This window comes from Amycolatopsis sp. NPDC003865 (assembly GCF_053605345.1).
The window spans coordinates 22,722-48,600 of record NZ_JBSGJA010000011.1 but is presented as its reverse complement, the minus strand read 5'-3'; the positions used below and the strand labels follow the sequence as shown (position 1 = coordinate 48,600).

General features: G+C 72.5%; 32 protein-coding genes. 21 read left to right on the top strand and 11 right to left on the bottom strand.

Annotated features, from left to right (window positions below; all coding sequences use genetic code 11):
* Positions 1-14: 14 nt before the first annotated feature.
* Complete coding sequence (locus ACWEVP_RS25295; protein WP_452065038.1) at positions 15-506, top strand: DUF4232 domain-containing protein; 492 nt, start codon at positions 15-17, stop codon at positions 504-506.
* A 20-nt stretch (positions 507-526) separates the two neighbouring features.
* Positions 527-1,105, top strand: a complete 579-nt coding sequence (locus tag ACWEVP_RS25290) for a DUF4232 domain-containing protein (RefSeq protein WP_452065037.1) — start codon at positions 527-529, stop codon at positions 1,103-1,105.
* A gap of 130 nt (positions 1,106-1,235) precedes the next feature.
* On the opposite strand, the gene ACWEVP_RS25285 is transcribed toward ACWEVP_RS25290, so the two are convergent.
* Positions 1,236-2,543, bottom strand: a complete 1,308-nt coding sequence (locus tag ACWEVP_RS25285; RefSeq protein WP_452065036.1) for a DUF2079 domain-containing protein — start codon at positions 2,541-2,543, stop codon at positions 1,236-1,238.
* A gap of 56 nt (positions 2,544-2,599) precedes the next feature.
* A complete protein-coding gene (locus tag ACWEVP_RS25280) occupies positions 2,600-3,907 on the bottom strand; it encodes a sensor histidine kinase (protein WP_452065035.1) in 1,308 nt (435 codons plus the stop codon).
* Between the two features lie 64 nt (positions 3,908-3,971).
* On the opposite strand from ACWEVP_RS25280, the gene ACWEVP_RS25275 reads away from it, so the two are divergent.
* Positions 3,972-4,808: a maleylpyruvate isomerase N-terminal domain-containing protein gene (locus ACWEVP_RS25275; RefSeq protein ID WP_452065034.1), complete on the top strand. Its 837-nt coding sequence runs from the start codon at positions 3,972-3,974 to the stop codon at positions 4,806-4,808.
* 24 nt (positions 4,809-4,832) lie between these two features.
* Here the strand turns inward: ACWEVP_RS25275 and ACWEVP_RS25270 are convergent, their stop codons facing one another.
* Positions 4,833-5,807: a small ribosomal subunit Rsm22 family protein gene (locus ACWEVP_RS25270; protein WP_452065033.1), complete on the bottom strand. Its 975-nt coding sequence runs from the start codon at positions 5,805-5,807 to the stop codon at positions 4,833-4,835.
* Positions 5,808-5,954: 147 nt separating this feature from the next.
* Here ACWEVP_RS25270 and ACWEVP_RS25265 point away from each other — a divergent pair, with 147 nt between their 5' ends.
* From ACWEVP_RS25265 to ACWEVP_RS25250, 4 genes are read left to right on the top strand one after another with little or no spacing between them, the layout of a single operon-like run.
* Complete coding sequence (locus tag ACWEVP_RS25265) at positions 5,955-6,380, top strand: YciI family protein (RefSeq protein WP_452065032.1); 426 nt, start codon at positions 5,955-5,957, stop codon at positions 6,378-6,380.
* Positions 6,380-6,727 (top strand): YciI family protein, encoded by a 348-nt coding sequence (locus ACWEVP_RS25260; protein ID WP_452065031.1) that lies wholly within the window; start codon positions 6,380-6,382, stop codon positions 6,725-6,727. Before ACWEVP_RS25265 ends, ACWEVP_RS25260 begins: the two co-directional genes overlap by 1 nt.
* A 39-nt stretch (positions 6,728-6,766) precedes the next feature.
* Entirely contained in the window at positions 6,767-8,032 is a 1,266-nt protein-coding gene (locus tag ACWEVP_RS25255) for an RNA polymerase sigma factor (RefSeq protein WP_452065030.1), read from the top strand.
* Between the two features lie 4 nt (positions 8,033-8,036).
* Positions 8,037-8,807, top strand: a complete 771-nt coding sequence (locus tag ACWEVP_RS25250) for a hypothetical protein (RefSeq protein WP_452065029.1) — start codon at positions 8,037-8,039, stop codon at positions 8,805-8,807.
* Here ACWEVP_RS25250 and ACWEVP_RS25245 read toward each other — a convergent pair.
* From ACWEVP_RS25245 to ACWEVP_RS25235, 3 genes are read right to left on the bottom strand one after another with little or no spacing between them, the layout of a single operon-like run.
* The gene (locus ACWEVP_RS25245; protein ID WP_452065028.1) at positions 8,804-9,358 is read right to left on the bottom strand and encodes an HD domain-containing protein; all 555 of its coding nucleotides are present in this window, start codon (positions 9,356-9,358) and stop codon (positions 8,804-8,806) included. The two genes, ACWEVP_RS25250 and ACWEVP_RS25245, sit on opposite strands and share 4 nt — an antisense overlap.
* 10 nt (positions 9,359-9,368) lie before the next feature.
* Positions 9,369-11,054, bottom strand: a complete 1,686-nt coding sequence (locus tag ACWEVP_RS25240; RefSeq protein WP_452065027.1) for an L-lactate permease — start codon at positions 11,052-11,054, stop codon at positions 9,369-9,371.
* Positions 11,051-11,833, bottom strand: coding sequence for an IclR family transcriptional regulator (locus tag ACWEVP_RS25235; RefSeq protein ID WP_452065026.1), 783 nt, complete (start codon positions 11,831-11,833; stop codon positions 11,051-11,053). Before ACWEVP_RS25235 ends, ACWEVP_RS25240 begins: the two co-directional genes overlap by 4 nt.
* Before the next feature lie 1,007 nt (positions 11,834-12,840).
* Here ACWEVP_RS25235 and ACWEVP_RS25230 point away from each other — a divergent pair.
* The 12 genes from ACWEVP_RS25230 (at position 12,841) to ACWEVP_RS25175 (ending at position 20,231) form a co-directional block, all read left to right on the top strand.
* Entirely contained in the window at positions 12,841-14,034 is a 1,194-nt protein-coding gene (locus ACWEVP_RS25230) for a MurT ligase domain-containing protein (RefSeq protein ID WP_452065025.1), read from the top strand.
* Complete coding sequence (locus ACWEVP_RS25225) at positions 14,027-14,734, top strand: type 1 glutamine amidotransferase (RefSeq protein ID WP_452065024.1); 708 nt, start codon at positions 14,027-14,029, stop codon at positions 14,732-14,734. Before ACWEVP_RS25230 ends, ACWEVP_RS25225 begins: the two co-directional genes overlap by 8 nt.
* A 29-nt stretch (positions 14,735-14,763) precedes the next feature.
* Positions 14,764-16,143: an ATP-binding protein gene (locus ACWEVP_RS25220; protein WP_452065023.1), complete on the top strand. Its 1,380-nt coding sequence runs from the start codon at positions 14,764-14,766 to the stop codon at positions 16,141-16,143.
* Positions 16,143-16,817 (top strand): response regulator transcription factor, encoded by a 675-nt coding sequence (locus ACWEVP_RS25215; RefSeq protein WP_452065022.1) that lies wholly within the window; start codon positions 16,143-16,145, stop codon positions 16,815-16,817. The genes ACWEVP_RS25220 and ACWEVP_RS25215 overlap by 1 nt, the downstream gene beginning before the upstream one ends.
* Before the next feature lie 190 nt (positions 16,818-17,007).
* A complete protein-coding gene (locus tag ACWEVP_RS25210) occupies positions 17,008-17,337 on the top strand; it encodes a gas vesicle protein GvpO (protein WP_452065021.1) in 330 nt (109 codons plus the stop codon).
* Between the two features lie 17 nt (positions 17,338-17,354).
* Positions 17,355-17,669 carry a gas vesicle protein gene (locus tag ACWEVP_RS25205; protein WP_452065020.1) on the top strand — a complete coding sequence of 105 codons (315 nt, stop codon included), beginning with the start codon at positions 17,355-17,357 and terminating at the stop codon, positions 17,667-17,669.
* Positions 17,666-18,397, top strand: a complete 732-nt coding sequence (locus tag ACWEVP_RS25200; protein ID WP_452065019.1) for a GvpL/GvpF family gas vesicle protein — start codon at positions 17,666-17,668, stop codon at positions 18,395-18,397. Before ACWEVP_RS25205 ends, ACWEVP_RS25200 begins: the two co-directional genes overlap by 4 nt.
* Entirely contained in the window at positions 18,390-18,542 is a 153-nt protein-coding gene (gene gvpJ / locus ACWEVP_RS25195) for a gas vesicle protein GvpJ (RefSeq protein ID WP_086674556.1), read from the top strand. Before ACWEVP_RS25200 ends, gvpJ (ACWEVP_RS25195) begins: the two co-directional genes overlap by 8 nt.
* The gene (gene gvpK / locus ACWEVP_RS25190) at positions 18,539-18,754 is read left to right on the top strand and encodes a gas vesicle protein GvpK (RefSeq protein WP_452065018.1); all 216 of its coding nucleotides are present in this window, start codon (positions 18,539-18,541) and stop codon (positions 18,752-18,754) included. Before gvpJ (ACWEVP_RS25195) ends, gvpK begins: the two co-directional genes overlap by 4 nt.
* Positions 18,755-19,072 carry a gas vesicle protein GvpJ gene (gene gvpJ, locus ACWEVP_RS25185; RefSeq protein ID WP_452065017.1) on the top strand — a complete coding sequence of 106 codons (318 nt, stop codon included), beginning with the start codon at positions 18,755-18,757 and terminating at the stop codon, positions 19,070-19,072.
* Positions 19,069-19,626, top strand: coding sequence for a GvpL/GvpF family gas vesicle protein (locus ACWEVP_RS25180; RefSeq protein WP_452065016.1), 558 nt, complete (start codon positions 19,069-19,071; stop codon positions 19,624-19,626). The genes gvpJ (ACWEVP_RS25185) and ACWEVP_RS25180 overlap by 4 nt, the downstream gene beginning before the upstream one ends.
* 77 nt (positions 19,627-19,703) lie before the next feature.
* A complete protein-coding gene (locus ACWEVP_RS25175; RefSeq protein WP_452065015.1) occupies positions 19,704-20,231 on the top strand; it encodes an NHL repeat-containing protein in 528 nt (175 codons plus the stop codon).
* Here ACWEVP_RS25175 and ACWEVP_RS25170 read toward each other — a convergent pair.
* Genes ACWEVP_RS25170 through ACWEVP_RS25160 form a run of 3 tightly spaced genes read right to left on the bottom strand, consistent with a single transcriptional unit; the run spans position 20,228 to position 21,786 of the window.
* Positions 20,228-20,629 (bottom strand): CoA-binding protein, encoded by a 402-nt coding sequence (locus ACWEVP_RS25170; RefSeq protein WP_436384769.1) that lies wholly within the window; start codon positions 20,627-20,629, stop codon positions 20,228-20,230. The genes ACWEVP_RS25175 and ACWEVP_RS25170 overlap by 4 nt on opposite strands.
* 24 nt (positions 20,630-20,653) lie before the next feature.
* Positions 20,654-21,226: a hypothetical protein gene (locus ACWEVP_RS25165; protein WP_452065014.1), complete on the bottom strand. Its 573-nt coding sequence runs from the start codon at positions 21,224-21,226 to the stop codon at positions 20,654-20,656.
* A gap of 56 nt (positions 21,227-21,282) precedes the next feature.
* The gene (locus ACWEVP_RS25160) at positions 21,283-21,786 is read right to left on the bottom strand and encodes a VOC family protein (protein ID WP_452065013.1); all 504 of its coding nucleotides are present in this window, start codon (positions 21,784-21,786) and stop codon (positions 21,283-21,285) included.
* A 139-nt stretch (positions 21,787-21,925) separates the two neighbouring features.
* Between ACWEVP_RS25160 and ACWEVP_RS25155 the strand changes: the two genes are divergently transcribed.
* Entirely contained in the window at positions 21,926-22,717 is a 792-nt protein-coding gene (locus ACWEVP_RS25155) for a 2-keto-4-pentenoate hydratase (RefSeq protein ID WP_452065012.1), read from the top strand.
* A complete protein-coding gene (locus ACWEVP_RS25150; protein ID WP_452065011.1) occupies positions 22,714-23,469 on the top strand; it encodes a 2-keto-4-pentenoate hydratase in 756 nt (251 codons plus the stop codon). Before ACWEVP_RS25155 ends, ACWEVP_RS25150 begins: the two co-directional genes overlap by 4 nt.
* Here ACWEVP_RS25150 and ACWEVP_RS25145 read toward each other — a convergent pair.
* Together ACWEVP_RS25145 and ACWEVP_RS25140 are read right to left on the bottom strand one after the other, a co-directional pair.
* Positions 23,453-24,334: an alpha/beta fold hydrolase gene (locus ACWEVP_RS25145; protein WP_452065010.1), complete on the bottom strand. Its 882-nt coding sequence runs from the start codon at positions 24,332-24,334 to the stop codon at positions 23,453-23,455. The genes ACWEVP_RS25150 and ACWEVP_RS25145 overlap by 17 nt on opposite strands.
* Positions 24,334-25,809 carry a WS/DGAT/MGAT family O-acyltransferase gene (locus ACWEVP_RS25140; protein ID WP_452065009.1) on the bottom strand — a complete coding sequence of 492 codons (1,476 nt, stop codon included), beginning with the start codon at positions 25,807-25,809 and terminating at the stop codon, positions 24,334-24,336. Before ACWEVP_RS25140 ends, ACWEVP_RS25145 begins: the two co-directional genes overlap by 1 nt.
* Between the last annotated feature and the right edge of the window lie 70 nt (positions 25,810-25,879).

The window sequence follows — 25,879 nt, the reverse complement described above, 5'->3', positions numbered from 1 at the left end:
GAGGGAGGACGACCATGAAGCGCACTGCGACCGCGTTGCTCACCGGGGGTCTGGTGGCCGGCGGGCTGGTGCTCGCGGCGGGGGCCGCGAACGCCATGCCGAGTGACCACCCGTGCGGGGCTTCGGACGTCCGCGTGTCGGTGGCGCCGGACCCGTCGCACGCGGCCGGGCACGAGGCCTACGTGCTCACCTACACCGCGGCGGCGCCGACGACGAACTGCAAGCTCGAAGGCGCGCCGACGGCCGTGGCGTTCCTGGCCGGCGGGCAGCGGCTGGCGGTCTCCGCGACGCCGGACGGCAGCGAGTCCGTGCCGGTGAACCTCCGCGCGGGCCACCCGGCCGAGTCGCGGATCGTCCAGCGCTCGGCGGCGACGCCGTCGGCCACGCCGGACTTCGTGACCTTCGACCTGCCGACCGGGCCGTTCGGCCAGCCGGTGAGCGTCGCGTGGCCCGCGGGTGCGGGCGTGAAGGGCGATTCCGTCCAGGTCACGCCGGTCGGCAACTGAATCCGGGGAGGGGAATCCACATGAAGCGCATTTTGCTCGGGATCGGCACGGCGGCCGGCGCGTTCGCGCTGGCGGCGTGCGGGACTTCGACGGCCGCTCCGGCTGCTGTCCAGCCACCGGCGGGCGGCTCCGGGGGCGGGGTCGCGGCGGCGTCGACCGCGACGCCGCGCTGCACGACGGCGGACCTGGAGGTCCTGCTGGGCAAGCCGGCGGAGAAGAACGACGCGCCGGGTCAGTACGACATCCCGCTGACCTACCGGAACACGACGGACCACACGTGCGGCCTGTACGGCGTGCCGGGCGTCGACCTGGTCGGCCCGGACGACGCGACGTTCGGCCCGGTCTACCACCTGCCGCGCGTCGACAACGGCGTGAAGTACAACGAGGTGACGCCGGGGACGACGGCGTCGGCGACGATCACGGTGCTCAAGCCGGCGGCCGGCGAGCCGGCGTGGACGCCGACGAAGCTGAACACGATCCCGCCGGGTTCTACATCCGCGCTCACCGCACAGTGGCCGGCGGACCTGCCGGTCCTGCGCCAGGACGCGGCCACGCACCCGGGGTCGTACGTGAACGGGATCCTGGCCGACCCGGCCTGATCCGTCTTTGTCACTCGATCGGGTGAAGCGGGGGGCCGCGCGTCATTCTTGGCGTGCGGCCCCCTCTTTCTTCGTGCGGCGGTAACCGGCCGGCACGCCCCCCGACTGGCCGGTTACCGCTGCGGCCTTTCTACGCACGGTGGAGCAGCACGACCGAGTCCGTCTCGTCGACGCGCCGATACCCCGTGGCCTCCAGTTCCGTGACCGCGAGAGCCTTCGTGGCCAGCGTCGTCGGCCACGACTGCTCCGGGCGGGCCACCACCACCCACTCCGGCCGCTCCCGCGTCACGCCGTCGAAGAACAGCACCGTGCAGCGGGACGTCAGCCGCGGGGCCAGCCGGTTCGACGCCAGCACCGTGGCGCCGTCCGGGATGCGCGTCAGCACCGCCTCGATGCCCGCCCGCTGCGACGGCGTCCAGACGCCGCTCGTCAGGTGGGCCGCCTGGAGGGCCAGCGAAGCCAGCCCGGCGACCAACGCGCACGCCGGCAGCAGCCGGGCCGCCCGGCGGGCGCCGTGCAGGCCCGCCAGGAACACGATCGGCATCAGGACCGCGCTGTAGTGGTAGCCCATGCCCCAGTAGCGGTCGTTCGCCGAGACCAGCCGCCACAGCAGCGTCGGCACCGCCAGCAGCACCAACGGCGACCGCAGCGCTGCGAAGGCCGTCGGCACCAGCAGGGCCAGCAGCATCGAGACCTTGACGATCGCGCCGCCGAAGGGGTTCAGACCGCCGCTGTGCGCGTACGCGCCGGCCGGGTTCAGCGCCGGCAGCACCACCAGGAACAGCAGCGCCGAGCAGGCCACGCCGAAGCCGATCACCGCCCAGCCGAGCCGTCGCTGCCGCTTGAGCACCAGCACGACCCCCACCGCGGCGAGCGTCAGCGGCAGGTCCTCCTTGACCAGCACCAGCGGCAGTGCACACCAGACCGCCGCCCGCCAGCGTTCACGCAGCAGGTGCTCCGCGGCGAACGCCACCATCGGGACGGCGAAGCAGACCTCGTGGAAGTCGAAGTTCACCGCGGACAGCAGCCCCCACGACAGCACGTACCCCGCGCCGACGACCGCGCCCCGGCGAGGGCCGAGCAGCTGCACTGCGCACCGCGTCACCGGGACCGCGGACAGCGCGAACAGGAACGCCTGGGCGAGGAGCAGGCACGCCGGCGACGGCCAGAGCAGGTAGAACGGCGCCAGCAGCGCCAAGATCGGGTGGAAGTGGTCGCCGAGCGCCGGCGCGCCCCTGCCGAGCAGGTCCGCCACCGGCCAGTGCCCGTGCGCGTACGACCGGACGACCTGCTCGAAGATCCCCAGGTCGAACCCGCTCGCGTCGAACGTCCGCAGCCGCTGCAGCGACCAGCCGGCGTACCCGGCGAAGGCGACTGCGGCGACGACGTGGGGGACCGTGCGCGTACGCACCTGGACCGGTGCGAAGTCGATCAGCATGGCGGGATGCTCGTGAGCCCACGCTGAACCGGAGCTTAAGCAAGCTGAAGACGTCTTCAGGCAAGCGGGAGCCGCAGCTCGAAAAGCGCTCCCGACGTGCTGTCGGCGACTGCCAAGGTGCCGCCGTGCGAGCGCGCGATCTCCGCGGCGATCGCCAGGCCCAGCCCGGCGCCGCCGTCGTCCTCCCGCGCGCGGTCGGCGTCCAGCCGCACGAACCGGTCGAACACGCGCTCGCGCTCTTCGGCCGGGATGCCGGGGCCGTCGTCCTGAACTCCGAGCACGGCTTGGCCATCGGACGCGGTGATCGTGATCGTGACGCGGCTCCTCGCGTGGCGCTCGGCGTTGTCGACGAGGTTGCGCAGCAGGCGCTCCAGCCGTCCGGCGTGGCCGCGGACCACCGGCATCGCCTCGACGCGCACCTCGACGCCGTCCCGCGCGGTCACCAGGTCCGCCAGCGCCACCGGTTCCGAGCGGGCCGGCTGGTCCGCGTCGAGCTTGCTGAGCAGCAGCAGATCCGCGGTCAGGGTCTCCATCCGCGTCACGTCGAGCACGGCGTTTTCGCAGCTGCGCCGCCAGTCGAGGCGATCGGGGTGGGCGAGCTGCACCTCGAGCTGGGTGCGCAGGGAAGCCAGCGGCGTCCGCAGCTCGTGTGACGCGTCCGCGGTGAACTGGCTCTGCCGCCGCACCGACCGGTCGAGCCGGCCCAGCATCGCGTTCATCGTCACGGCGAGCTCGGTGATTTCGTCGCCGGAGTCGGGCACCGGGACGCGGCGGCCGAGGTCGCCCGCGCGCACGCCGTCGACCTCGGCGCGGATCGCGCCCACCGCGCGCAGCGACCGCCGGACGGCGAACCAGGCGACCCCGCCGACGAGCAGCGCGGCCGCGGGCACGCCACCCCAGAGGATCCGCTGGGCGGTGGCGACGGTTTCGAGGCCGACCGGGTCGAGCTGCTCGCCGGCCGAGACGTGGTAGCGGCCGTCACCGGTCGCCGCGCCGCTGTACTCCTGGTCCTCGAGGCCGTACGGCAGGACGATGACGCAGTCCGGTCCGTAGACCTGGACCGGCTGGTCGTCGGGGAACTGCTCGGCCCGCCCGGTCGAGCAGCGGTTGACGATCTCCGTGCTGATCATGTAGCCACCGCCCTTCGCGTACCGCCGCGGCAGGTCCTCCGGAGCGACCCCGGAGTTCAGCAGCGCGACCAGTGCGTCGACCTTGTCGCTCGCCCGGGCCCGCGCGCTGGTTTCGAGGCCCCCGCGCAGGGCCTGCACGAACCAGTACGACCCGAGGCCGAGGACGAGCGCCGACGCGAGCGCGGCGAAGAGGGCGACCCGCCACCGGGTCGACCGGGGCAGGAGCCGGATCATGCCCCGAAGATAACCGCACCGTGGGAGATCCGGGTCGGGCGTCCGGGCTCCTACCGTCGAACCCGTGACGGTCGAAAAGTGGCGGGCGGTGCGCGCGGCGCTGCCGGAGACCGGCGCCCGGTTCGCGGACCTGGTGGCCGGCGTGCGGGACGGGAACGCGAGGTCCCTCGGCGCGTGGACGATCGCCGAAACGGCGGCCCACGTGGGGATGATCGCGCTGATGTACACGGCGATGATCCGCGGCGACGGCGGTCCGCTGCCGCTGCCGGGCCTGGCGGAGCCGATCGACACGGCGAGCGTCGACACGATTTCGCTGATGAACGCGCTGGCGCTCGAGCTCTACCCGGAACGCGGCCCGGTCCGGCTGGCCGAGCGGCTGCGCGCGGACATCGCGGAGGTGCTGCTGGTCAGCCAGGACCTGGACCCGGAGAAGCCGGTGTGGTGGCTGGGCGGTTCGCGCGTACCGGTGGCCGGGGTGCTCGCGCACCTGGTCAACGAGATGCTGATCCACGGCTTGGACATCGCCCGCGCGGTCCGTCGGCCGTGGCCGGTCCCGGCGGAGCACGAGGCGTTGTTCCTGGAGCTGTTCCTGTTCGGCATGGTGCGCAACGACATGGGCCGCCTGCTCGACGACGCGACCCCATCCCCGCGCCGGATCGCGGTGGAGTTCCGGTCGGCTTCGACGACGCCGGGCGTGCTGGCGCTGCAGCACGGAAGGTTGCGGTTCGAGGAGCCCGACGGGACGGCGGACGTGCGGTTGACGTTCGACCCCTCGGTGCTGGTGCCGATGATGTTCGGCCGGGTTTCCCGCGTGCGCGCGGTGCTCGGTGGTGGGGTGCGGATCGGCGGGCCGCGGCCGTGGCTGTTGCCGGCGTTCCTGCGGACCGTCCGGATGCCTTAGTTCAACACCCGGACGCCGGGACCGTCACCACCCGTCCCCCCATTCCGCGTCGCGGGCAGCCCGGTACCGCGGGCCCTGCTTCTTCGAGACCGCCACGCCGGGCGCCAACCCGTCGGCCGCCGTGCACAAATCGAGCGCCACCCAGCCCTTGTGCTTCTTCGGGTGCCGGATGATCCGCGCGGACGGCCGCTCCGGCACCGACCGCGAAGCGACGACGTAGGCGAACTTCTCGTCCTCGAACCCGAGCGTGCCCGCCTTGAGCCGCCGGTGCAGGCCCGAGCGGGGGAGCCGCGCGGCGAAGTGGCACCAGTCCTCGCCCGGCACGATCGGGCACGCCGCGTCGTGCGGGCACGGTGCCACCACATGCAGGCCCAGCTCGATCAGCTGCGCGCGGGCGGCGCGGATCCGTTCGTACCCCGCCGGCGTCCCCGGCTCGATCAGGGCAACCGCCCCGGCCGACCCGGCCAGCCAGCGCACCACGTCCGCGCGGGTGGCCTCCGGCAGTTCGCCGAGCACGTACGACAGCGTCACAAGGTCGGCGTCCGGCGGCGGCGCGGCCGGGTCGACGAACCCGCGCCGCCACTGCGCGTCCCGGACCGCCGGCAGCGAAGCGCCCGCCGCGAGCCGCTTGCCCAGGCCGATGGCCCCGGCGACCTGCTCCAGGACCGTGCACTTCGCCAGTGACGGCCACACCGCGGCGGCGGCCCAGACCGCGGCACCGGTTCCACCGCCGACGTCGATCTGGGTCCGCGGCTCGAAGCCGGGAGCGCGCGAAGCGGCTTCGGCGAGCACCGCGTGTACAGCGGCGTACGTCGCCGGCATCCGGTAGCCGGCGTATGCGGCGACGTCGGCGTCGGAGGTGAGGATGGGTGAGGTCGCCGCGTCACCTTGGCGGTAGCGCGTGCTCAGCCGGTCGACGGACTGCGTCAGCCGGGTCAGCGGGTGCCGGGCCAGCTCGTCGTCGAGCGCGGAGGAGAGGTCGTCGGGGAGTACCGCCACGGCTGACGATTCTCCCCTGTCCGAATTGCCCGCCCGGACCGGCCCTGAGCTGCTAGTTTTCCCGCGCGGAAGTTTTCCGGCGGACGTTGTCGATCCGGGGCGTGGCCGTTCGACGCGTAGGCAGCAAACGAGCGAAGGGAGACCGCTGTGCGGTTCATGGTGATCGTCAAGGCGAACGAGGAGTCCGAGGCCGGGCACGGCCCGAGCGCCGAGCTGCTGGCCGAGATGGGGAAGTTCAACGAGGAGCTGGTCAAGGCCGGCGTCCTGCTCGCCGGCGAGGGCCTCACGCCCAGTTCGGAAGGCGCCCGGGTCGTCTTCTCGGGCTCGGAGACCCCCAAGGTCGTCGACGGTCCGTTCGCCGAGACCAAGGAGCTCGTCGGCGGTTTCTGGATCCTCCAGTGCCGCGACCGCGACGAGTGCGTCGAGTGGATCAAGCGGATGCCGAACCCCGACGGCCAGGCCGGTGTCGTCGAGATCCGGCGCGTCGCCGAGGCGTCCGACTTCGAGAACATGACGCCCGAGGTCGAGGAGTTGGAAGGACGGCTTCGCGCGCAGAGCGCCAAGGAGGCGTGATGCGCTTCCTGGTGATGGTCAAGGGCAGCCCGGAGTCCGAAGCCGGCGTCGGACCCAGCCGCGAAGAGCTGGAGACGATGTCGAAGTTCAACGAGGAACTGCTGAACGACGGCCGGATCGTCCTCGCCGAAGGGCTGACCCCGAGTTCCGAGGGCGTGCGCGTCCTCTTCGAAGGACACGCCGAGCCGAAGGTCATCGACGGCCCCTTCGCCGAGTCGAAGGAACTCGTCGCCGGGATCTGGGTGCTGAACGGAGAATCCCTCGAGGACGTCGTCGCGCTGATGAAGCGCGCGCCGAACCCCGAGGCGAAGGGCGGTGTCATCGAGATCCGCCCCATCAGCGAGTAGTGGGTTGCACCGCATCCGATCACCCTGTCGAATGGCCGGGTGACGGTTGCGGACGCCCAGAGAACGGTCGAGACGGTGTGGCGGATCGAGTCGCCGCGGCTCATCGCGGGCCTGGCCCGCATGGCGCGCGGCGACGTCGGGCTCGCCGAGGAGCTGGCGCAGGACGCGCTCGTCGCGGCGCTGGAGCAGTGGCCCGAGTCCGGCGTGCCGCGCAACCCCGGCGCGTGGCTCATGACCATCGCCAAGCGCCGCGCGATCGACCAGTTCCGCCGCAACGAGCGGTACGCGGAGAAGCTCGAGGAGGTCGGCCGCGGCGAGCGGGTCGGGGAGGGCGTCCTGCCCGACTTCGACGCCGCGCTCGACGACCACATCGAGGACGACCTGCTGCGCCTGCTGTTCGTCGCCTGTCACCCGGTGCTGAACACGCAGGCCCGCGTCGCGCTGACGCTGCGGATGCTCGGCGGCCTGACCACGGACGAGATCGCGCGCGCGTTCCTGGTCCGCGAGTCGACGATCGCGCAGCGGATCGTGCGCGCGAAGAAGGCCCTCGCCGCGGCGAAGGTGCCGTTCGAAGTCCCGGAGGGCGACGAGCGCGTCGCCCGGCTGTCGTCCGTGCTCGAGGTCATCTACCTGGTGTTCAACGAGGGCTATTCGGCCACCCGCGGCGACGACTGGATGCGCCCGGCGCTGTGCGAGGAGGCGATGCGCCTCGGCCGCGTGCTGGCCGGGCTGATGCCGGGGGAGTCCGAGGTGCACGGCCTGGTCGCGCTGATGGAGCTGCAGTCGTCGCGGTCGAAGGCCCGCACCGGCCCGAACGGCGAGCCGGTGCTGCTGCTCGACCAGGACCGCACCCGCTGGGACCGGTTCCTGATCCAGCACGGCCTGGCGGCGCTGACGCTGTCGGAGCAGATCGCCAACGGCGCGTACGGCCCGTATTCGGCCCAAGCGGCGATCGCGGCGTGCCACGCCCGCGCCCGCACCGCCGACGAAACGGACTGGGCCCGGATCGCGGCGTTGTACGAGGGGCTCGGGAAGCTCCAGCCGTCCCCGGTGATCGAGCTGAACCGCGGGGTGGCGGTGGCGATGGCGGACGGCCCGGCGGCGGGCTTGGCGGTGGTGGACGCGGTGGCCGACGACCCGGCGCTGAAGGAGTACCACCTGCTCCCGAGCGTCCGGGGAGATCTGCTGCAGAAACTGGGCCGGCTCGAGGAGGCGGAGCAGGAGTTCCGGCGAGCGGCGGAGATGACGGAGAACGCGCGAGAGCGGGCGCTGCTGCTGGACCGCGCGAAAGCGGTGGGCCGCTGACGCCGTGCTCGCCTCGCTGCTACCCGGGTTCCGGGAAGTCCGTAGCGCGCTGGTGGCGGGCTACATGTGGTTCTGCGCCGGCTGGCTGCTGATCGGCCACTACCACCCGCCGTCGGCCGGACTGCTGGGCCGGCCGGCGCTGGAGCTGCTGGAGCTGTTCGGGGCCGGCGGCCGGCTCGCGGCGATCAGCGTGCTGTGCCTGCTGATCGGCGAGGTGACCGGCAGCCTCGTCGCGGCGACCTTCGGCCGGCTGAGCCAGGCCTACCTGCACCGGCTCACCGCGGCGGACCTCGACCACCTACCCAGTGGCCCGCTGTCCGTGTTCCGGCCGGTGAGCGGCCGGACCGTAGACCGCATGCGCGGCCGAATCCGGCAGGAGCACCGGCAGCGGCAGGAGCAGCTGGCTTCCGACGCCACGCCGCGCGGCATCGACCCGCACGAGGTCGACCGGATCGCGCTCGACGCGGTGCGCGAGGTCCTGCACGTGTCCCCGCGGCTGATCGTCGCGAAGCCCGAGTTGTTCGCGGAGTACAGCCGGTTCAAGGCGGAGAGCGAATTCCGCGACGCCATCCTGCTGCCGCTGCCGGTGCTCGCCGTGGCGGTGTGCGTGAACCTGACCGCGTCGGCGTGGCTCAAGGCGATCATCATCGCCGCGGTCCTGCTGGCCGACGGTTACCTGTTCGCCCAGTCGCGCAAGCGGTTCCGCCAAGCGCACAGCCTGATCGGGCACAGCGTCGCCGACGGGACGATCAGCTCCGCGGCGATGAGCGACTAGCGGTCCCGCCAAGCCATCGGTGACAGCGTCAACGCGGCTTCCGCGACCCGCTTCGCGGTCTCCGTGGTGAGCCCCTTCCGCGCCGACTCGATCCACTCGTCCACCCGCCGCACCCCGACGTCCCGGTACTCCAGCGCCTGCAGCAGCATCTCCAGCTTGTCGGCGTCCTTGGCGCACAACGCTTCCGCCGACTCGCGGGTCTCGTACTCGTCCACCGCCGCCCGGACCAGCTCACGGGACCGCGAAGGCAGCCCCGCCGTCTGGTCCGCCGTGATCGCCCGCGGTTCGGGCTTCTTCAGGTAGTCGACCGCCGTCAGCGGCAGGTCACCCGTCCGGGTCTCCTGCGTGTCGTGCCACAGCGCCAGGAACGCCGCCCGCTCCGGCGACGCTCCCTCCTCCGCCGCGATCAGCGCCGCCAGCTGGGCCGCCCGCAGGCTGTGCTCGCCCACCGACTCCGGGTCGCGGACCCCCGCGTGCCACCAGCCCGACCGCCGGACGCGCTTCAGCAGCCCCAGCTCGTAGCCGAACGCGGCCAACCCGTCGGAAGTCATGCCGCCCAGCCTAGGGCGTCGGGATCATCGCCGTCAGGATCGTCGCCTGGAGCAGGGAGATGACCCCGACGACCGCGGTCAGCAGCAGCGACCACAGGAAAGTCTGGCGCAGCAGCGACCCTTCCTTGCCGCTCTGGCCGATCGCCGTCGCGCCGATCGAGAGGTTCTGCGGCGAGATCATCTTGCCCATCACGCCGCCCGAGGTGTTCGTCGCGCCGGCCAGGATCGGGTTCAGGTTCAGCTGCTGGGCCGAAATCACCTGCATGGGGCCGAACAGGCTGTTCGTGGACGCGTCCGAGCCGGTCAGGAACACGCCCAGCCAGCCGATGTAGGCCGAGAACAGCGGGAAGACCGCGCCCGTCGTCGCCAGGGCCAGGCCCAGCGTCTGCGTCGCGCCCGAGTAGTTCATCACGAACGCGATCGCCAGGATCATGAAGATCGTCGCCAGCGCCCAGCGCATCTGGAACAGCGTTTCGCGGTACGTCTTGAGCAGCAGCCCCGGCCGCGCGCCCATCGCGAAGCCGGCGATCACCGCCGCGATCAGCGCGACCGTGCCCGGTGAGAACAGGAAGTCGACCGTGAACGTCGCCGCGTACGGCGCGTTCTTCGCGGTGATCGGCGGGTGCTGGACGACGTGGTTGTGCAGCCCCGGCCAGGCGAAGACCCAGTCGGCCTTGTGCAGCAGCTTCGTCAGGTCCAGCCAGACCGGGAGGTTCTTGAAGATCGTGCCGACGCGGGACAGGAAGATCGCCAGGATCAGGATGATGTAGGGCATCCACGCGTAGAGCGCGCCGCGTTGGGACTGCGCCGCGCCGAGACTCTTGACAGCGCTTTCTTCGCCTTCGAAACGCCACACCGAGGACGGCTGCCAGAACCGCGTCAGCACCCACAGCGCGGCCATCGCGGTGAGCGCGGCGAGGACGTCGACCAGGCTCGCGCTGATGTAGTTGGACGCGACGAACTGCATGGCCGCGAACGCGAGCCCGGCGGTCAGCACCGCGGGCCACACCTCGAGCATGCGCTTCCAGCCGGCGAGGACGACGACCAGGAACGCGGGGATGATCAACGCCAGCACCGGAACCTGGCGGCCGACGGCCGCCGAGAACAGCTCGGTCGCCTGGTCCTGCTTGAGGTGCATGATCGGCGCGGTCAGCCTGCCGAGCACGATCAGCGGGTTGCCGAGCCCGCCGAACGCGACCGGCGCGGTGTTCGCCAGCAGCGCCAGCACGACGGCCTTCACCGGCGGAAACCCGAGCGCGGCCATCATCGCGGCGGTGATGGCGATCGGTGACCCGCCACCCGCGACCCCTTCGAGCAGCGCGCCGAAGCCGAACGCGATGAGCAGCGCCTGCAGCCGGCGGTCTTCGCTGAAGCCGGCGAGGACGCGCTTGATGGCGTCGAACCGGCCGGTGGCGACGGTGACGTTGTGGAAGTAGACGGCGTGGAACGCGATCCACGCGACCGACCACACGCCGAAGACGACGCCCATGGCCGCGGAGTCGAACGCGAGCGCGGCCGGCATCCGGTACAGCAGCAACGCGACGCCGAGCGCGGTGACCAGCGCGAGGGCGGCCGAAAGGTGCGCGGAGAGGCGGACGACACCGAGCGCGACCAGCAGCACGACGATCGGGAGCGCGGCGAGCAGCGCGGAGAGCCACAGGCCGCCCGCCGGCTGGTAGTCCTGGATCCAGGTCATGCCCGCTGCCCCCGGACGTACCCGAGCCGCAGCGAAAGGGCGGCGGCGGTCCCGGCGACGGAGGCACCGAGCTCGTCGAGCCGGCGCAGCACGCGCGGCGCGGGCCCGGCGATGCTGATGGCGGCGATGGGCCGCCCGGAGTGGTCCCGCACGGCGGCGGCGACGCACCCGACGTCCGGCTCGTTCTCGACCTCGTCAACCGCCCACCCGCGGCGGCTGGTCCGGGCGAGCTCGTCGAGCAGGCGCAGCGGATCGTTGATCGTCCTGAGCGTGAGCGAGTCCAGTTTCATGCGCCGCACGCGCTCGGCCCGGTCGGCTTCGGGCAGCGCGGCGAGCCAGGCTTTCCCGAGCGAGGTGGCGTGCTGCGGCCGCCGGGTGCCCAGCCGGCAGGCGAGCGTGACGGCGCTGGCACTGCGTTCGGTGGCGACGTAGACCATGGTGTCGTTGTCGGGAACGGCGAGGTAGGTGGTCTCCCCGGACCGTTCGGCGAGCGAGGCGAGGTACCGGGGCGCACAGCGGTGCAGATCGGTGGCCGCCATGGCCCGCGCCCCGAGTTCGACCAGCCGCGTGCCGAGCCGCACCCGCCCGGTGACCTGGTCCGCTTCGAGGTATTCGAGGCTCTTCAGGGTGCCGACGATGCGGTAGGCGGCACTGCGGGAAAGCCCCAGTTGCCGCGCGATCGCATTGGTGGAAATCTCCTGGTGCCGACCCACGTGCTCGAGCACCGCGAGCCCGCGTTCGAGAGTTCCGCTGTTCTCCAGCCCGCGCTCCGGTCCCACGCTGCCCTCCGTTGGACGTTCCCGGTTTCCGCTCAGCGGTACGCATTTCCGCTGGGTGGGGTTGGACGGTAACACCTCCGATGTATGTGCGGAAGATCTTGAAACGCTTCACGGAGAATGCGGTTACTTGCGCGTGCTAATTGGTACAACCTCCGATGGTTAAGTTTCCTACCTATGGCGGTTGCGGAGCCTGTTCCGGGGGCGTTCGACAAGTTCGACAGGCGCCGGTTCAGATTCGTGAATGGCTCGTGAAGGGAGTAGAGGAGTTGTCAACAGGGCGGCCGTAATGTGGACAACCGGGCTTGGGGAGCAGCATTCGGCGCCTTTTTGTCCGAGGGGGTCGATACGCTGGAAGCGGGGACGCCCCCCAGGGAAGGGCGGGGCCGCGGACGGGCGGCGGCCAGGCGGACAGGTGGCGGCCGGGCAGCCGGGCAGGCGGCCAGGCGGACGGATGGCGGCCGGGCTGGCCAGGCAGGCGCAGGCAGGCAGGCGGCCGGGCAGGCAGACAGGCGGCCGGCCAGGCAGGCGCAGGCAGGCAGGGGCAGGGCAGGCAGCCAGCCAGCCAGCCGGGCGGCCGGGCAGGCAGGCGGCCAGGCGGACGGGCGGCGGCCGGGCGGCGGCCGGGCTGGCCAGGCAGGGGCCGGGCAGGCAGGCGGCCGGGCTGGCGAGGTAGGCGGCCGGGCAGGCAGGCAGGCGGCTTGGGCAGGCAGGCAGGCAGGCGCAGGCAGGCGGCCGGGCCGGCAGGCAGGCGCAGGCAGGCAGGGGGCCGGGCAGGCAGCCAGCCAGCCGGGCGGCCGGGCAGGCAGGCGGCCAGGCTGGCGAGGTAGGGGGCCAGGCAGGCGAGCAGCCGGGCAGGCAGGCGGCCGGTCGGGTGGTCGGCGACCACGCAAAGCCACAGCCACGCGGCCCGACCGGTGGCCCGGGTCACGGACTCAGCGAACTCACAGCGCCCACCGAGCACCATCCACCCGGTGTCCGCCCGCAGCCCCCTCCGTACCCGCGCGTCCGTGTCCGCCGGGCGTCTCACCGCCTGGCTCTCGCGCAGCGCCGGCGTCGGCCAGGGCGGGGTCATCGGTGGCCGGGTCGCTCTGGCGCTCGATCCGAAGGCGCTCAACAACCTCGGCCGGGAGCGGACCGTCGTGCTCGTCACCGGCACCAACGGCAAGACCACCACCGCCCTCATGATCACGAAGGCCCTCGAAGCCCTCGCCGAGGTCGCCGCCAACAGCGGTGGCGCGAACATGCCCGACGGCGTTCTCGCCGCCCTCGCCGCGCGCCCCGAAGCGCCCTACGCCGTTCTCGAAGTCGATGAAACCTACGTCCCCTGGGTCGCCGACCAGCTGAACCCCGCCGTTCTCGTCCTGCTCAACCTCAGCCGCGACCAGCTCGACCGCGTCGGTGAAGTCCGGTCCACCGAAAAAGATCTCCGCAAAGCGATCGAGAACCATCCCGAAACCACGATCGTCGCCAATTCCGACGACGTTCTCGTCACCTCCGCGGCGACCGTGGCCGGCAAGCGGCTCTGGGTCGCCACCGGACGGCGCTGGACCGGCGACTCCACCGCCTGCCCGCGCTGCGACGGCCTGATCGCCCACACCAAGGACCACTGGAGCTGCGCCTGCGGCCTCGCCCGCCCCGAGCCCGCCTGGACCCTCGACGGCGACCTCGTCCGCACCCCCGGCGGCCGCCAGGTCGACCTGGACCTCCGGCTGCCCGGCGACGCGAACCGCGCGAACGCCGCCTTCGCGCTCGCCGCCGCGCACCGGCTCGGGGTTCCGCCGCACACCGCCGCCGCGCGGCTGCGGACCATCACCGACATCGGCGGCCGCTACCGGACCATCCGGCGGTCGCGGCACTCCGTGCGGCTCATGCTCGCCAAGAACCCCGCCGGCTGGGTGGAGACGCTGCGCGTGCTCGACGAAGACACCCCGGTCGTCGTCGCCGTCAACGCTCAGGAAGCCGACGGCCGCGACCTGTCCTGGCTCTGGGACGTCCACTTCGAACGGCTGCGCGGCCGCCAGGTCGTCGTCACCGGCGAGCGCCGCGCCGACCTCGCCGTCCGGCTCTGCTACGCCGAGGTCGCGCACTGGGCCGAGCCCGACCCGGTCGCCGCGATCGACGCGCTGCCGCCCGGCGGCGTCGAGCTCGTCGCCAACTACACCGCCTTCCGCGACCTCGTCGGCAGGCTGCCCGGTGCCTGACTCAACCGTCCACATCGGACTCTTGCTGCCCGAGGTGCTCGGCACCTACGGCGACACCGGCAACGCGCAGGTCCTCTGCCAGCGGCTGCGCTGGCGCGGGTTCGACGCCGAAGTCGTGCCGGTCGGGCTCGGCGAGCCGGTGCCGTCCACTTTGGATCTTTACCTGCTCGGCGGCGGCGAGGACGGCGCGCAGGCCCTCGCCGCGGCCCACCTGCGGAAGTACCGGCGGGCCCTGTCCCCGGACGCGGTCGTCTTCGGCGTCTGCGCCGGCCTGCAGGTGCTCGGCACCCGCTTCCGCGGGCTCGACGGTGTCGACCACGACGGCCTCGGCCTGCTCGACGTCACCACCGGGCCCGGGCCGCGGCGGGCTGTCGCCGAGCTGATCGCGACGTCGCCGCGGATCGGCGAGCCGCTCACCGGCTTCGAGAACCACCTCGGCGTCAGCGTGCTCGGCGCCGACAGCGAGCCGCTCGGGCAGGTCGTGCGCGGCACCGGCAACGGGGACGGCACCGAAGGCGCGGTCACCGGCCACGTCGTCGGCACCTACCTGCACGGCCCGGCGCTCGCCCGCAACCCCGCGCTGGCGGACCAGTTGCTGGCGTGGACGGCCGGGCACCCGTTGCCGCCGCTGGCGCTGCCCGAAGTCGACCGGCTGCGCGGGGAGCGGCTCACCGCCACGCGCCGTCGGCGGACGTCGTGACGACGGCTCCGCGTGGTTACGCTGAGTCGGTGAAACTGATCGCCGCGACCGGCGTGCGGATGCGGACCACCGCGGTGGCCGTCTTCGCGCTCGCGCTGGCCATCGCCGCCGCGCTCGCGGTGGTCGTCGTGCTGCTCGAAGAGTCGCTCGACCGCAGCGTCACCGAGAGTGCCCGCAGCACCGGCCGCCAGGTCGCCATCCAGCTCGTCCGCGAGGGCGCGCGCGACCTGAGCGCGTCCGACGTCGCCAGCACCGGCGACACCGAGGCCGTCACCCAGGTGCTGAACGCCCAGGGCGTGCCGATCGCGAGCGACCCGGCGATCGTCGGGCACCCGCCGCTGACCGCCGCCCGCCCGGCGGTCGGGCAGGAGGCCATCGAGACCCTCCCGCTCGGGCTCAACGGCGACAGCGACGACTACCGCGTCGTGTCGCAGCAGGTCAACGGGCCGGGCGGGCCGTACACGGTGATCTCCGCGCGGTCGCTGGAGCCGGTGACCGAGGCGTCGACGCGCCTGACGCTGCTGCTCGGGCTGATCGCGATCCCGCTGCTGGCGATCTCCGGCCTGGCCGTCTACCGCGCGGTCGGCTCGGCGCTGCGCCCGGTCGAGCGGATGCGCCGGACCGTCGCCGAGATCTCGACGCGCGACCTCGCCGCCCGCGTTCCGCTGCCGCCGGGCGGCGACGAGGTGCACCGGCTGGCCGTGACGCTCAACGAGATGCTCGGGCGGCTCGCGTCGGCGCAGGCGGCGCAACGCCGGTTCGTCGCGGACGCCAGCCACGAACTGCGCTCGCCGCTTTCGACGATCAGCACGGCGCTCGACGTCTCCGGGATGCACCCGGAAAGCACCGGGGACCTGGTGCCGGTGATCGCCCGCGAAACCGCGCGGCTGCGGGAGCTCGTCGACGACCTGCTCATGCTCGCCCGCACCGACGACACGACCGACCGGCCGTCGCGCACCGAGGTCGACCTCGACGACATCGTGCGCGCCGAGGCCGAGCGGGTCCGCGGCGAATGCGGGCTGGACGTCGAGGTCCGCGCCGGGCCGGCGAAGGTCCGCGGCAGCGAGGCCCAGCTGCGGCGGGCGGTGCGGAACCTGGTCGACAACGCCCGCGGGCACGCGCGCACGCACATCCGGGTGGCCAGCTCGGTGCGCGGCGACCTCGCCGTGGTCGAGGTGAGCGACGACGGCCCCGGCGTCGCGGAAGCCGACCGCGACCGGATCTTCGAACGGTTCGTCCGGCTCGACGCCTCGCGGCAGCGCGAACACGGCGGTACTGGGCTGGGCCTGCCGATCGTCGCGGGGATCGCGGCGCGCCACGGCGGAAGCGCGCGGTACGCCGCGTCGGACGGGCCGGGCGCGCGGTTCGTGCTCGAGCTGCCGGTGCTCGAACTGCCGGAGGAGGACTAGTGCGGCTGCTGATCGTGGAAGACGAGCGCGAGTTCGCGGAGACGCTGCGGCGCGGCCTGGTCGCTGAGGGCTTCACCGTCGACGTCGCGCACACGGGCCGGGAAGGCCTCTGGCGGGCGACCGAGCAGGAGCACGACGTCGTCGTGCTCGACATCATGCTGCCCGAGCTGTCCGGCTACGAGGTGCTCAAACGCCTGCGCGCGGCCGAAAACTGGACGCCGGTGCTGATGCTCACCGCGAAGGACGGCGAGTACGACGAAGCCGACGCGTTCGACCTCGGCGCCGACGACTACCTGTCCAAGCCGTTCTCCTTCGTCGTGCTGATCGCCCGGCTGCGCGCGCTGCTGCGCCGCGGCGCGCCGGCGCGCCCCGCCGTGCTGGAGGCGGGCGACCTGCGGCTCGACCCGTCGGCCCGGACCGTCCACAGGGGACAGACGCGGATCGAGCTGACCGCGCGCGAGTTCGGACTGCTGGAGTTCCTGTTGCGGCGCCCGGGAACCGCGTTGACGAAGAACGAGATCCTCGGCCACGTCTGGGACGCGCACTACGACGGCGACGAGAACGTCGTCGAGGTCTACATCGGGTACCTGCGGCGCAAGATCGACGTCCCGTTCGGCACCCGGACCATCGAGACGGTCCGGGGCGTGGGCTACCGGCTGGTAGACGTTACCTGATCGTGATATTACGGGAGAAATCCCGGAATTGGTTCCGCTGGGCGTGCCGGTGCTGCGCCGTTTGCCGCCGCCGGTTGCCGCAGATCGCCCAGCCGTTCCCGCGAACCGGTGAAAAATACCGTGCCGCGGCTCACCTGCGCGTGGTTGTGCCCGTTGCTACGGTGGGCACCCACCCGAGACCAGGAAAGCGATGACGGAATCGCCGCAGCCGTTCCTTGCCCAAAACAACAATATACCTGAAAGCTCCGGGAAATCCGTTTCCCGGCTTCGTGCCGTCGACGCCATTCGCGAAGCGACGGCCCAGTTCGGCGTGGTCACGGGGATGACCCCGCACGCCGTGACCGGGGTCCGTACCCGCGCCGACGGCGGCTGGTCCGTGCTGGTCGACGTCGTCGAGCTGGCCCGGATCCCGGACTCCACCAGTGTGCTGGCCACCTACCGGGTCGACGTCGACGCCGCCGGTGAGCTGACCGCGTGCGAACGGCTGCGGCGGTTCACGCGGGGCACCACCGATTCCTGAAAGGAAGGGTGACACGATTGGCCGCTTCGTCCGATTCGCTCGCGGACATTCTGGAGCGCGTGCTCGACAAGGGCGTGGTGATAGCCGGTGACATCGGCGTCAGCGTCGTCGACGTCGAATTGCTGACGCTGCGGATCCGGCTCTTCATCGCCTCCGCGCAGACCGCCCGGGAAATGGGCATGGACTGGTGGACGAACGACCCGTTCTTCGCGCCGAACGCGGCGCGCGGCGAACTGGCCGACGACGCCGGGGAAAAGCCAGACCTGGCGGCGCGCGTCGCCGAACTCGAGGCTCGGCTGCCCGTGCCGAGCGGAAGGGAAGAACCCCGGTGACCACCCGCGACTGGCTCTGCGCCTACGCGATCACCCGCAACCGCGACGGGCTGGACCTCGGCCCGGCACCCCGGCTCGTCGGCTACCGCGACCTCGGCGTCGTCGTCTCGGAGGTGAGCCCGGCGCGCTTCGACCGGATCGACACGCTCGACCCGGTGGACGGCGCGCTCGCCGAGCTGGCCCGTGAACACGACGCCGTCGTGCGCGCGGTCTTCCGCCACGAACCGGTGCTGCCGCTGCGGTTCGGCACGGTCCTCGACGGCGAAGCCTCGGTGAAACGGCTCCTGGAGGTCGCCTACGACCAGGCCCGGGACTGCCTGGACGAGGTCGAAGGGCACCGCGAATGGGGCGTGCGGGTCCGGCACGTCGAGCCCGCCGCCACCACCCGGCCGGACACCGAGGGCCTGACCGGTACGCAGTACCTGGTCCGGCGGCGCGAGCGGCTGAAGGCGCTCCAGCAGGCGCGCGAGGACGTCGTCGGCGCGGCCGGGCGGCTGCAGGGCGCGTTGCGCCGGCACGCCGCCGACAGCATCGACCGGGCGCGGCCGCACGGCGTGCTGGTCAACACCGCCTACCTCGTCGAAGCCGGCCGCGAGGCCGCGTTCCACGCGGAGTTCGAATGGTTCGCCCGCGAGCTGCGCGCGGCGGGCGCGACGGTGGAGACGTCGGGGCCGTGGCCCCCGTACTCGTTCACCGACGTCGAGCTGGGGGTGCCTGCCGATGGCTGACGCCGCCGTGGAGTCCGTCGCCGACCTGCTCGACCGGGTCGTGCACCGCGGAGCCGTCGTGACCGGGGACGTGATCATCTCGCTCGCGGGCATCGACCTGGTGCGCCTCGACCTGCGGCTGCTGCTGCTCGGGCTCGAAGGGTGAGCGAGCCCGTCCGGATCCCGGCCGACGCCGGCCGCGGGCTCGGCCACCTCGTCGTCACCGTGCTCGACATCCTCCGCGAAGTGCTCGAACGCCAGGCGCTGCGGCGCATGGAAACCCTGACCCCCGCCCAGGTCGAAGACCTCGGCCAGGCCCTGATCGCGCTGGAACTCCGGTTCGAGGAGATCCGTGCGGTCCTCGACGAAAGGCTTTAGGTGACCAGACCGGGACAGACCGGCGGCGGGCTCGCCGACACGCTCGACATCCTGCTCGACAAGGGACTCGTCATCGACGCCTCGGTCCGGGTCTCGGTGATCGGGATCGAGCTGCTGGCGATCGAGGCGCGGATCGTGATCGCCAGCGTCGACACCTACATCCGCTACCTCGAAGCCATGCAGCGGCTGCAGAGCACGCCGGTACCCGGGCAGATCTCCCAGGGACTCGGGCAGACGACGGGGCTCATCCCGCCCCCGCCGCCGACTCCGGCGGTCGCCGTGCCGGTGGAGCCCGCGCTGCCGGCCGAACAGCCGTGACGCTGCAGCTCTACGGCGTCGTGCGCGCCGGGCACCCGCGGGCGCCGCGGACGGTGGACTGGGAGGACCTGGCGATGGTCGTCGGCGACCCGGAGCCGGACCCGGCCGTGCACCTGGCGGTGGTGTCCGCGCTGGTCGAGGGCGGGCCGGTGCTGCCGGTCCGGTTCGGCACGGTGGCCGACGACGAGGACGCCGTCCGCGCCGAGGTGCTGGCGCCGTCGGCCGACACCTACCGCGCCGACCTCGACCGGCTCGACGGCCTGGCCGAGGTGCACGTCTGCCTGCGGTTCACCGAGCCCGGCTCGGCGTGGCGGGCCGCCCGCTCCGACGTGCTGCTTTCGGAGGTCGCCGAGCGGGCGCGGGATTCGGTGGCGCTGCCGGCCGGCGAGTCCGCCGACGAGCGCTGGGCGTTCCTCGTCGGGATGGGCGACCTGCTCGTCGTGCGCGACGCGGTGACCGGGCTCACCCGCGGCGGCGGCGTCCAGGCCGACTGGGTCGGGCCGCTGCCGGCGTACAGCTTCCTGGACCGGCGGCGGTGCTCCCGGTGGACCTGATGAGCGACGGCCGAACAGTCGCTGAACACTGCTTTCGGTACTGGCCGCCGTGGCTCGCCGTCGGCGATCCTGACGTCGTGGCCACCAGTGAAGCCGCGGCGCTCCCGCGGGCGTTCGGCGGACCCGGCGCCGGGCCGGGTCAGTTCCGCGCGCCGTCCGGGATCGCCGTCGACGTCCGCGGCCGGGTGTGGGTGGCGGACACCGGCAACGACCGAGTCCAGGCGTTCACCCGCGACGGCGCACTCGTGCGCGTCCTGGCCGGGCGGCTCAAGGCGCCCGAAGGGGTCGCGGTCGACGCGGCGGGCCACGTGTACGTCGCCGACACGGGCAACCGCCGCGTGGTGCAGTTCTCGTGGTGGGGCGGGTTCGTGCGCGAGTTCGGCGGCCTGGACCGGCCGCGCGGGCTCGCGCTGGACCCCGCGGGCCGGCTGCTGGTCGACGACACCGGCAGGGTGGCCCGCTTCGACACCCGCACGGGTGCGGTGCTGCCCGACACGACCGAGCCGATCAGTTCACCGAGGGACATGGCCGACGACGGCGTGTGCGGCGTTTGGGTGGCCGAGACCGGGAACCACCGCATCGTCCACTTCGGAGCGTCGGCTTAGTTCTTGGAGATCGCGGCCGTCGCGCGCACCACCGCCGTGCAGCGGTTTTCGACGTACTCGAGCCCGCCTTCTTCGGCGATCCGGCGCGCCTCGGCCGAGACGATGCCTTGCTGCAGCCACAACGCCTTCGCGCCGATCTCCACGGCTTCACGCGCGATGCCCGGCGCCTCGGGGGACGGCCGGAAGACGTCGACCAGGTCGACCGGCTCCGGGATGTCCTTCAGGGATCGGTAGACCTTCTCGCCGAGCAGCTCGGTCGCCGTCGGGTGGACCGGGATGATCCGGAACCCGTGCGCCTGCAGGACCGCCGGAACGCCGTGCGCGGCCTTGGCCGGATCGCGGCTCAGGCCCACCACGGCGATCGTCTTCGCGCCTTCGAGGATTTCCTCTGCCTTCATACCGATGAGAACGCGCGGCGCGCGTCAAAGCTTCCAGAGGCGCAGGCCACGCACCCGGTAGACGGGCCAGAGCACGTGCCACGGCTTGCGACGGGCGAAGGTCGCGGCGCACGTCAGGATGTTGCGGGCGGACGTCACCGCGACGTCGTGCTGGTCGGGCCACGCCGCGCCCTTGGCGCCGACGGCGATGCGGAACACCGTCAGCAGCCCGCGGCCCTGGAGGTCGTACTTCGCGCCGGTGTCCCCGGAGTCCGGGGCGAGCTCGGCGATCTCGGCGCCGAACGCGCGGGCGGCCTGCGGTGCCACTTCGGCGGGCACCACGCCGACGCTGCGCGTGATCGCCTTGCCGTGCATCCGCCGCGCGTACCGGAACAGCAGCGACCGCTCCCACCACGGCAGCAGCCGGTGGTGCGCCAGCAGCGCGGCGCACTCGCCGTGCCCGATCGCGAAGATGCTCGTGAGCTCGTCGTAGGCGCCGTTCGTCGCCGGCTCGTTCAGGTGCAGCCGGACCTCGAAGCGGGTGCGCGCGGTGAGTTCGTCGAGCTGCTCACGGCGATCGAGCCGCGCCTTCGCGCGGGAAAGCGACCAGTCGGGCATCGGACCTCCAGGCGTCGCGCACAGGCTAAACGCCGCGCGGCGCCGGGAACACGGTTTCAGCCGATCTTCTCGCCGTACATCTCGCCGAGCGGGTCGGAGATCAGCTCGACGCGGGCACCGTCCGGATCGGACAGGTAGATGGAGGTCTTGCTCTCCAGCAGGTACTGCACCCCGGCCTCGTCGAGCTTGTCCTTGATCGCGCTCCACCGTTCGGGCGTGACGGACAGGGCCAGGTGGTGCAGTCCACCGAGGACTTCCGCGTACGGGCCGAGGTCCAGACCGGGCAGGTCGAAGAACGCGACCGCGTTGCCGTTGCCGACGTCGAAGAAGAAGTGGCTGGAACCCGGGTAGTCGCGGTTCTCGATCAGCTCGGTGAGCGGGAAGCCCAGGATGTCCTGGTAGAACTCGATGGTCCGCTCGACGTCGCTGGAGATCAGCGCGGTGTGGTGGATGCCCCGCCCGTTCGTCGCCGGTCGTTCGGCGGCCGGGCGCAGGTGGCGCTCGCGCAGCTCGTCGCGGATCTCGGCGAGCTTGGTGACCTCGGCCTGGGTCGGTGCCATGTCCCTCACGTCCCTTCCTGGTGGTGCTCCCCAAACTACGCTCCATTTATCTCGCGCGCAAGAGGTTGCCTGGCGAGAGTTCCGTTGGACGGAACACCGAGGCTTGTGCCGGCGATGCCCGCACGGCAGAGTCCGGTGCGTGGATGCCAGCTTGGTGCAGGAGGCCGCCGCCGTACTGGCGCGGGCCTACGCGACGCGCGAACCGATCGAGCCGCTGATCAAGACCTACCCGGACGCGGGGGTCGAGGACGCCTACCGGATCCAGCAGGAGCAGGTGCGGCGCTGGGTCGAGGGCGGGGACGCGGTCCGCGGGCACAAGGTCGGGCTCGCGTCCGCCGCGATGCAGCGGCAGATGGGCGTCGACCAGCCCGACTACGGGCACCTCACCGGCAGCATGTTCCACCTGGAGCACCAGCCGATCCCGACGTCGGCGTTCCTCCAGCCGCGGATCGAGCCGGAGATCGCGTTCGTGCTCGGCTCGGCACTGCGCGGCCCCGGCGTCACGGTCGCCGACGCCGTGCGAGCGGTCGACTTCGTGCTGCCGTCGCTGGAGATCGTCGATTCGCGGATCCAGGACTGGAAGATCTCCCTGTTCGACACGATCGCGGACAACGCGTCGTCCGGCGGGGTCGTGCTGGGCAGCCGTCCGACGGCGCTGCGCGACGCCGACCTGCGGCTCGCCGGCTGCGTGCTGCACCAGAACGGGGCGGTGGCGGCCACGGGCGCGGGCGGCGCGGTGCTCGGGTCGCCGTTGAACTCACTCGTGTGGCTGGCGAACACGGTCGGGCCGCTGGGCGTCACCCTCGAGCCCGGGCACGTCGTGCTGCCGGGCTCGATGACCCGCGCGATCCCGGTGTCGCCGGGCGACACGATCGTCGCGACCATCGCCGGGCTGGGCAGTGTCACCGCGGTCTTTTCGGAGGAATCGTGAACGTGCGGGAGGCGGCCGCCGCGCTGCTGGGGACGACTTCGGAGCGTTCGCCGCTCTCCGAGGAGTGGCCCGGACTGGACGTCGACACGGCGTACGCGATCCAGGACGAGGCGTTGCGGCAGCGGCGGGCTCGCGGCGAGACGCTGGTCGGGCTGAAGCTGGGCCTGACGTCCCGGGCCAAGCAGGAGCGGATGGGCATCGACGCGCCGCTGCTGGCGTGGCTCACCGACGCGATGGTGCTGCCGGCGGGAGTCCCCGTGCCGCAGCTGATCCACCCCCGCGCCGAGCCGGAACTGGTCTTCGTGCTGCGGGACCGTCTGGCGGGCCCGGGTGTGACGGCGGCGACGGCACTGGCCGCGGTCGACCGCGTCCACGGCGGCATCGAGATCATCGACAGCCGGTACACGGACTACCGCTTCACGCTCCCGGACGCGGTCGCCGACAACGGGTCGTCGGCGTACTTCGGCGTCGGGCCGGTGGGCCTGCCACCCGCGTCGCTGGACCTTTCGCTGGAAGCTGCGCTGCTGGAGGTCGACGGCCAGATCGTCGACACGGCGACGGGCGCGGCGGTCCAGGGCCACCCGGCGGAGGCGCTGGCACTGGCGGCGAATGCGCTGGGCGCGCGGGGACTGGCGCTGGAGCCGGGCTGGATCGTGCTTACCGGCGGCATGACGGACGCGGTCCCGCTGCGGCGCGGATCCCGGGTGGCGGCCCACTTCTCGCACCTGGGCTCGATCACGCTCTCCGGGTGACCTCCGCCCGGTCCGCGATCCGGGCGATGCCCTGGATGATCCGCGGCCAGACTTCGCGGGGCAGGTCGTGGCCCATGCCCGGGACGACGTCGAGGTCGGCGCCCGGGATGGCTCTCGCCGTCGCGCGGCCACCCGACACGTGGACCAGCGGGTCGCGAGCCCCGTGGACCACCAACGCGGGGGCGCGCACCTTCCGCAGCCGGGGAGCCCGGTCGCGCTCGGCCATGATCGCCGCCAGCTGGCGCAGCGTGCCGCCCGGGTGGACCCCGCGGTCGAAGGTGCGCTCGGCGCGGTCGCGCATGCGAGCCTCGTCGAACGGGTAGCCGGGCGAGCCGATCAGCCGGAACGTCCGCACGAGCGTTTCGACGTACTCCGCGCGGCCGCGGGGCGGTGCGGCGAGCAGCATCGACATCGCCTTGCCGCTCGGGCGCCCGACCAGCCGTCCGCCGGTGCTGGACATGATCGACGTCAGCGACAGCACCCGCTCCGGGTGCCGGATCGCCAGCGTCTGCGCGATCATCCCGCCCATCGACGCGCCGGCGACGTGCGCGGCCGGGATGCCCAGCGCGTCCAGCAGCCCGGCGGCGTCGGCGGCCATGTCGGCCAGCGAGTAGGGCGCGCTGTGCAGCAGGTACGCCTGCGCGAGGTTGGCCCGCCCGCGCATCCGGCTGGACCGCCCGGCGTCCCGGTTGTCGAACCGGATGACGTGGAACCCTTGTGCGGCAAGCGATTCGCAGAACTCCTCGTCCCACCAGATCATCGGCGCGCCGAGACCCATCACGAGCAGCAGTGGACGGCCGCCGGCGTCGCCGAACGTCTCGTGGCACAGCTCGATCCCGCCGACTTCGGTGACCCGCTCCGCCATCAGACCTCCCGGGAGTGCTCGGCGGCCAGCTTGGTGAGCTCGGCCAGCGCGTCGTGCAGGTGGTCGATCAGGTCCCAGACGTCCGGGATCAGCTCGCGGCAGGCGACGAACCCGAAGTCCAGCTTGCCGTCGTAGGACATCACGGTGATGTTCAGCCCGCCACTCGCGTCGGTGATCGCGGACACCGGGTAGTTCGCGAGCAGCCGCGCGCCGGCGAGGTACAGCGGCTTCTGCGAACCCGGCACGTTCGACACGACCAGGTTCACGACCGGCGCGGTGGCGCCGAGGAACTTCATCGTGGCGCGGGCGGCGAGCCCGCCGAGCGCGGCCGGCAGCATCCCGCTGAAGTCGACCAGCCACGACGCGGGCAGCGGCTGGTACCGCTGCTTCGCGGCGACCATCGCACTGGTGACCTCGGCCAGCCGTGCGGCGGGATCGGCGAGGTGCGTCGGCAGCGGCGCGAGCATGACCGAGACCTGGTTGCCGGCGTCCTTCGCCTGCGCGGGCGTGCGCACCGACAGCGGGACGAGCGTGACGAGCGGCTGGTCGGGCAGGGCGTCGTGGTCGGCCAGCCACCGGCGCATGACGCTCGCGCACAACGCCATGACGACGTCGTTCACCGTGACGCCGAAGGTGTTCTTGACGTGCTTGACCTCGTCGAGGGGCAGCGAGCCGTACGCGAAGCGGCGGTGCGGGCTGATCGGCCCGTTGAACGGCGTGTCGGGCGCCACGAGCCGCGGCCGGGCGGCCTCGTGGCGCCCGGGTCCCTGGCGCGTGACGCGGTTGAGGACGCTGCCGGCCTTCGCCAGCAGCCCGACACCGGGGTAGCGCCCGAGACCGGGGACCTCGTCGAGGTGCTGCAGCAGTTTCGGGACCTGCAGCGCGGCTTTGACGGGGTGCAGCACGAGCTTCTTGGTCCCGTTGAGGGCGAGCGCGACGGGCGTCGGGACGGGCTCCTTCTGCGGCGTCTTCGGCGGTTCCGGCGGTGGCGGTTCGGCGGTGGTGTCCATCAGGACGCCGATGAGCTCGGCCCCGGAGACGCCGTCGATGGCGCTGTGGTGGACCTTCGTGTAGACGGCTTTGGTGCCGTCGTGCAGGCCGTGGACGAGGTAGGCCTCCCAGAGCGGGCGCCGCCGGTCCAGCGGCCGCGCGGTGAGGCGGGCGATCTGTTCCCCGAGCTGTTTCGGGTCGCCGGGAGCGGGCAGCGCGATCTCGCGGACGTGGTACTCGAGGTCGAACTCGGGATCGTCGATCCAGTAGGGGTGGTCGAGCCCGAGCGGCACGGGCAGCAGCCGCCAGCGCAGCGGTTTCGCGAGGTGCAGCCGCGAGCCGATGAGCTCGCGCAGGCCGTCGAGGGTGAGGGTCCGGTCCGGCGCGGTCAGCGGGTCGAGGATCGACAGACCCCCGACGTGCCCGGTGGTGGTGGTCGACTCGGCGTTGAGGAACTGCACGTCCAGGGCGGTGAGCTGGCGCATCAGGCCTCCTCGGGCTCGGCAGGCCAGTCTGCCCCGCGGGGTGGGCGGGGTAAATCCGCTGGGCGGGTGT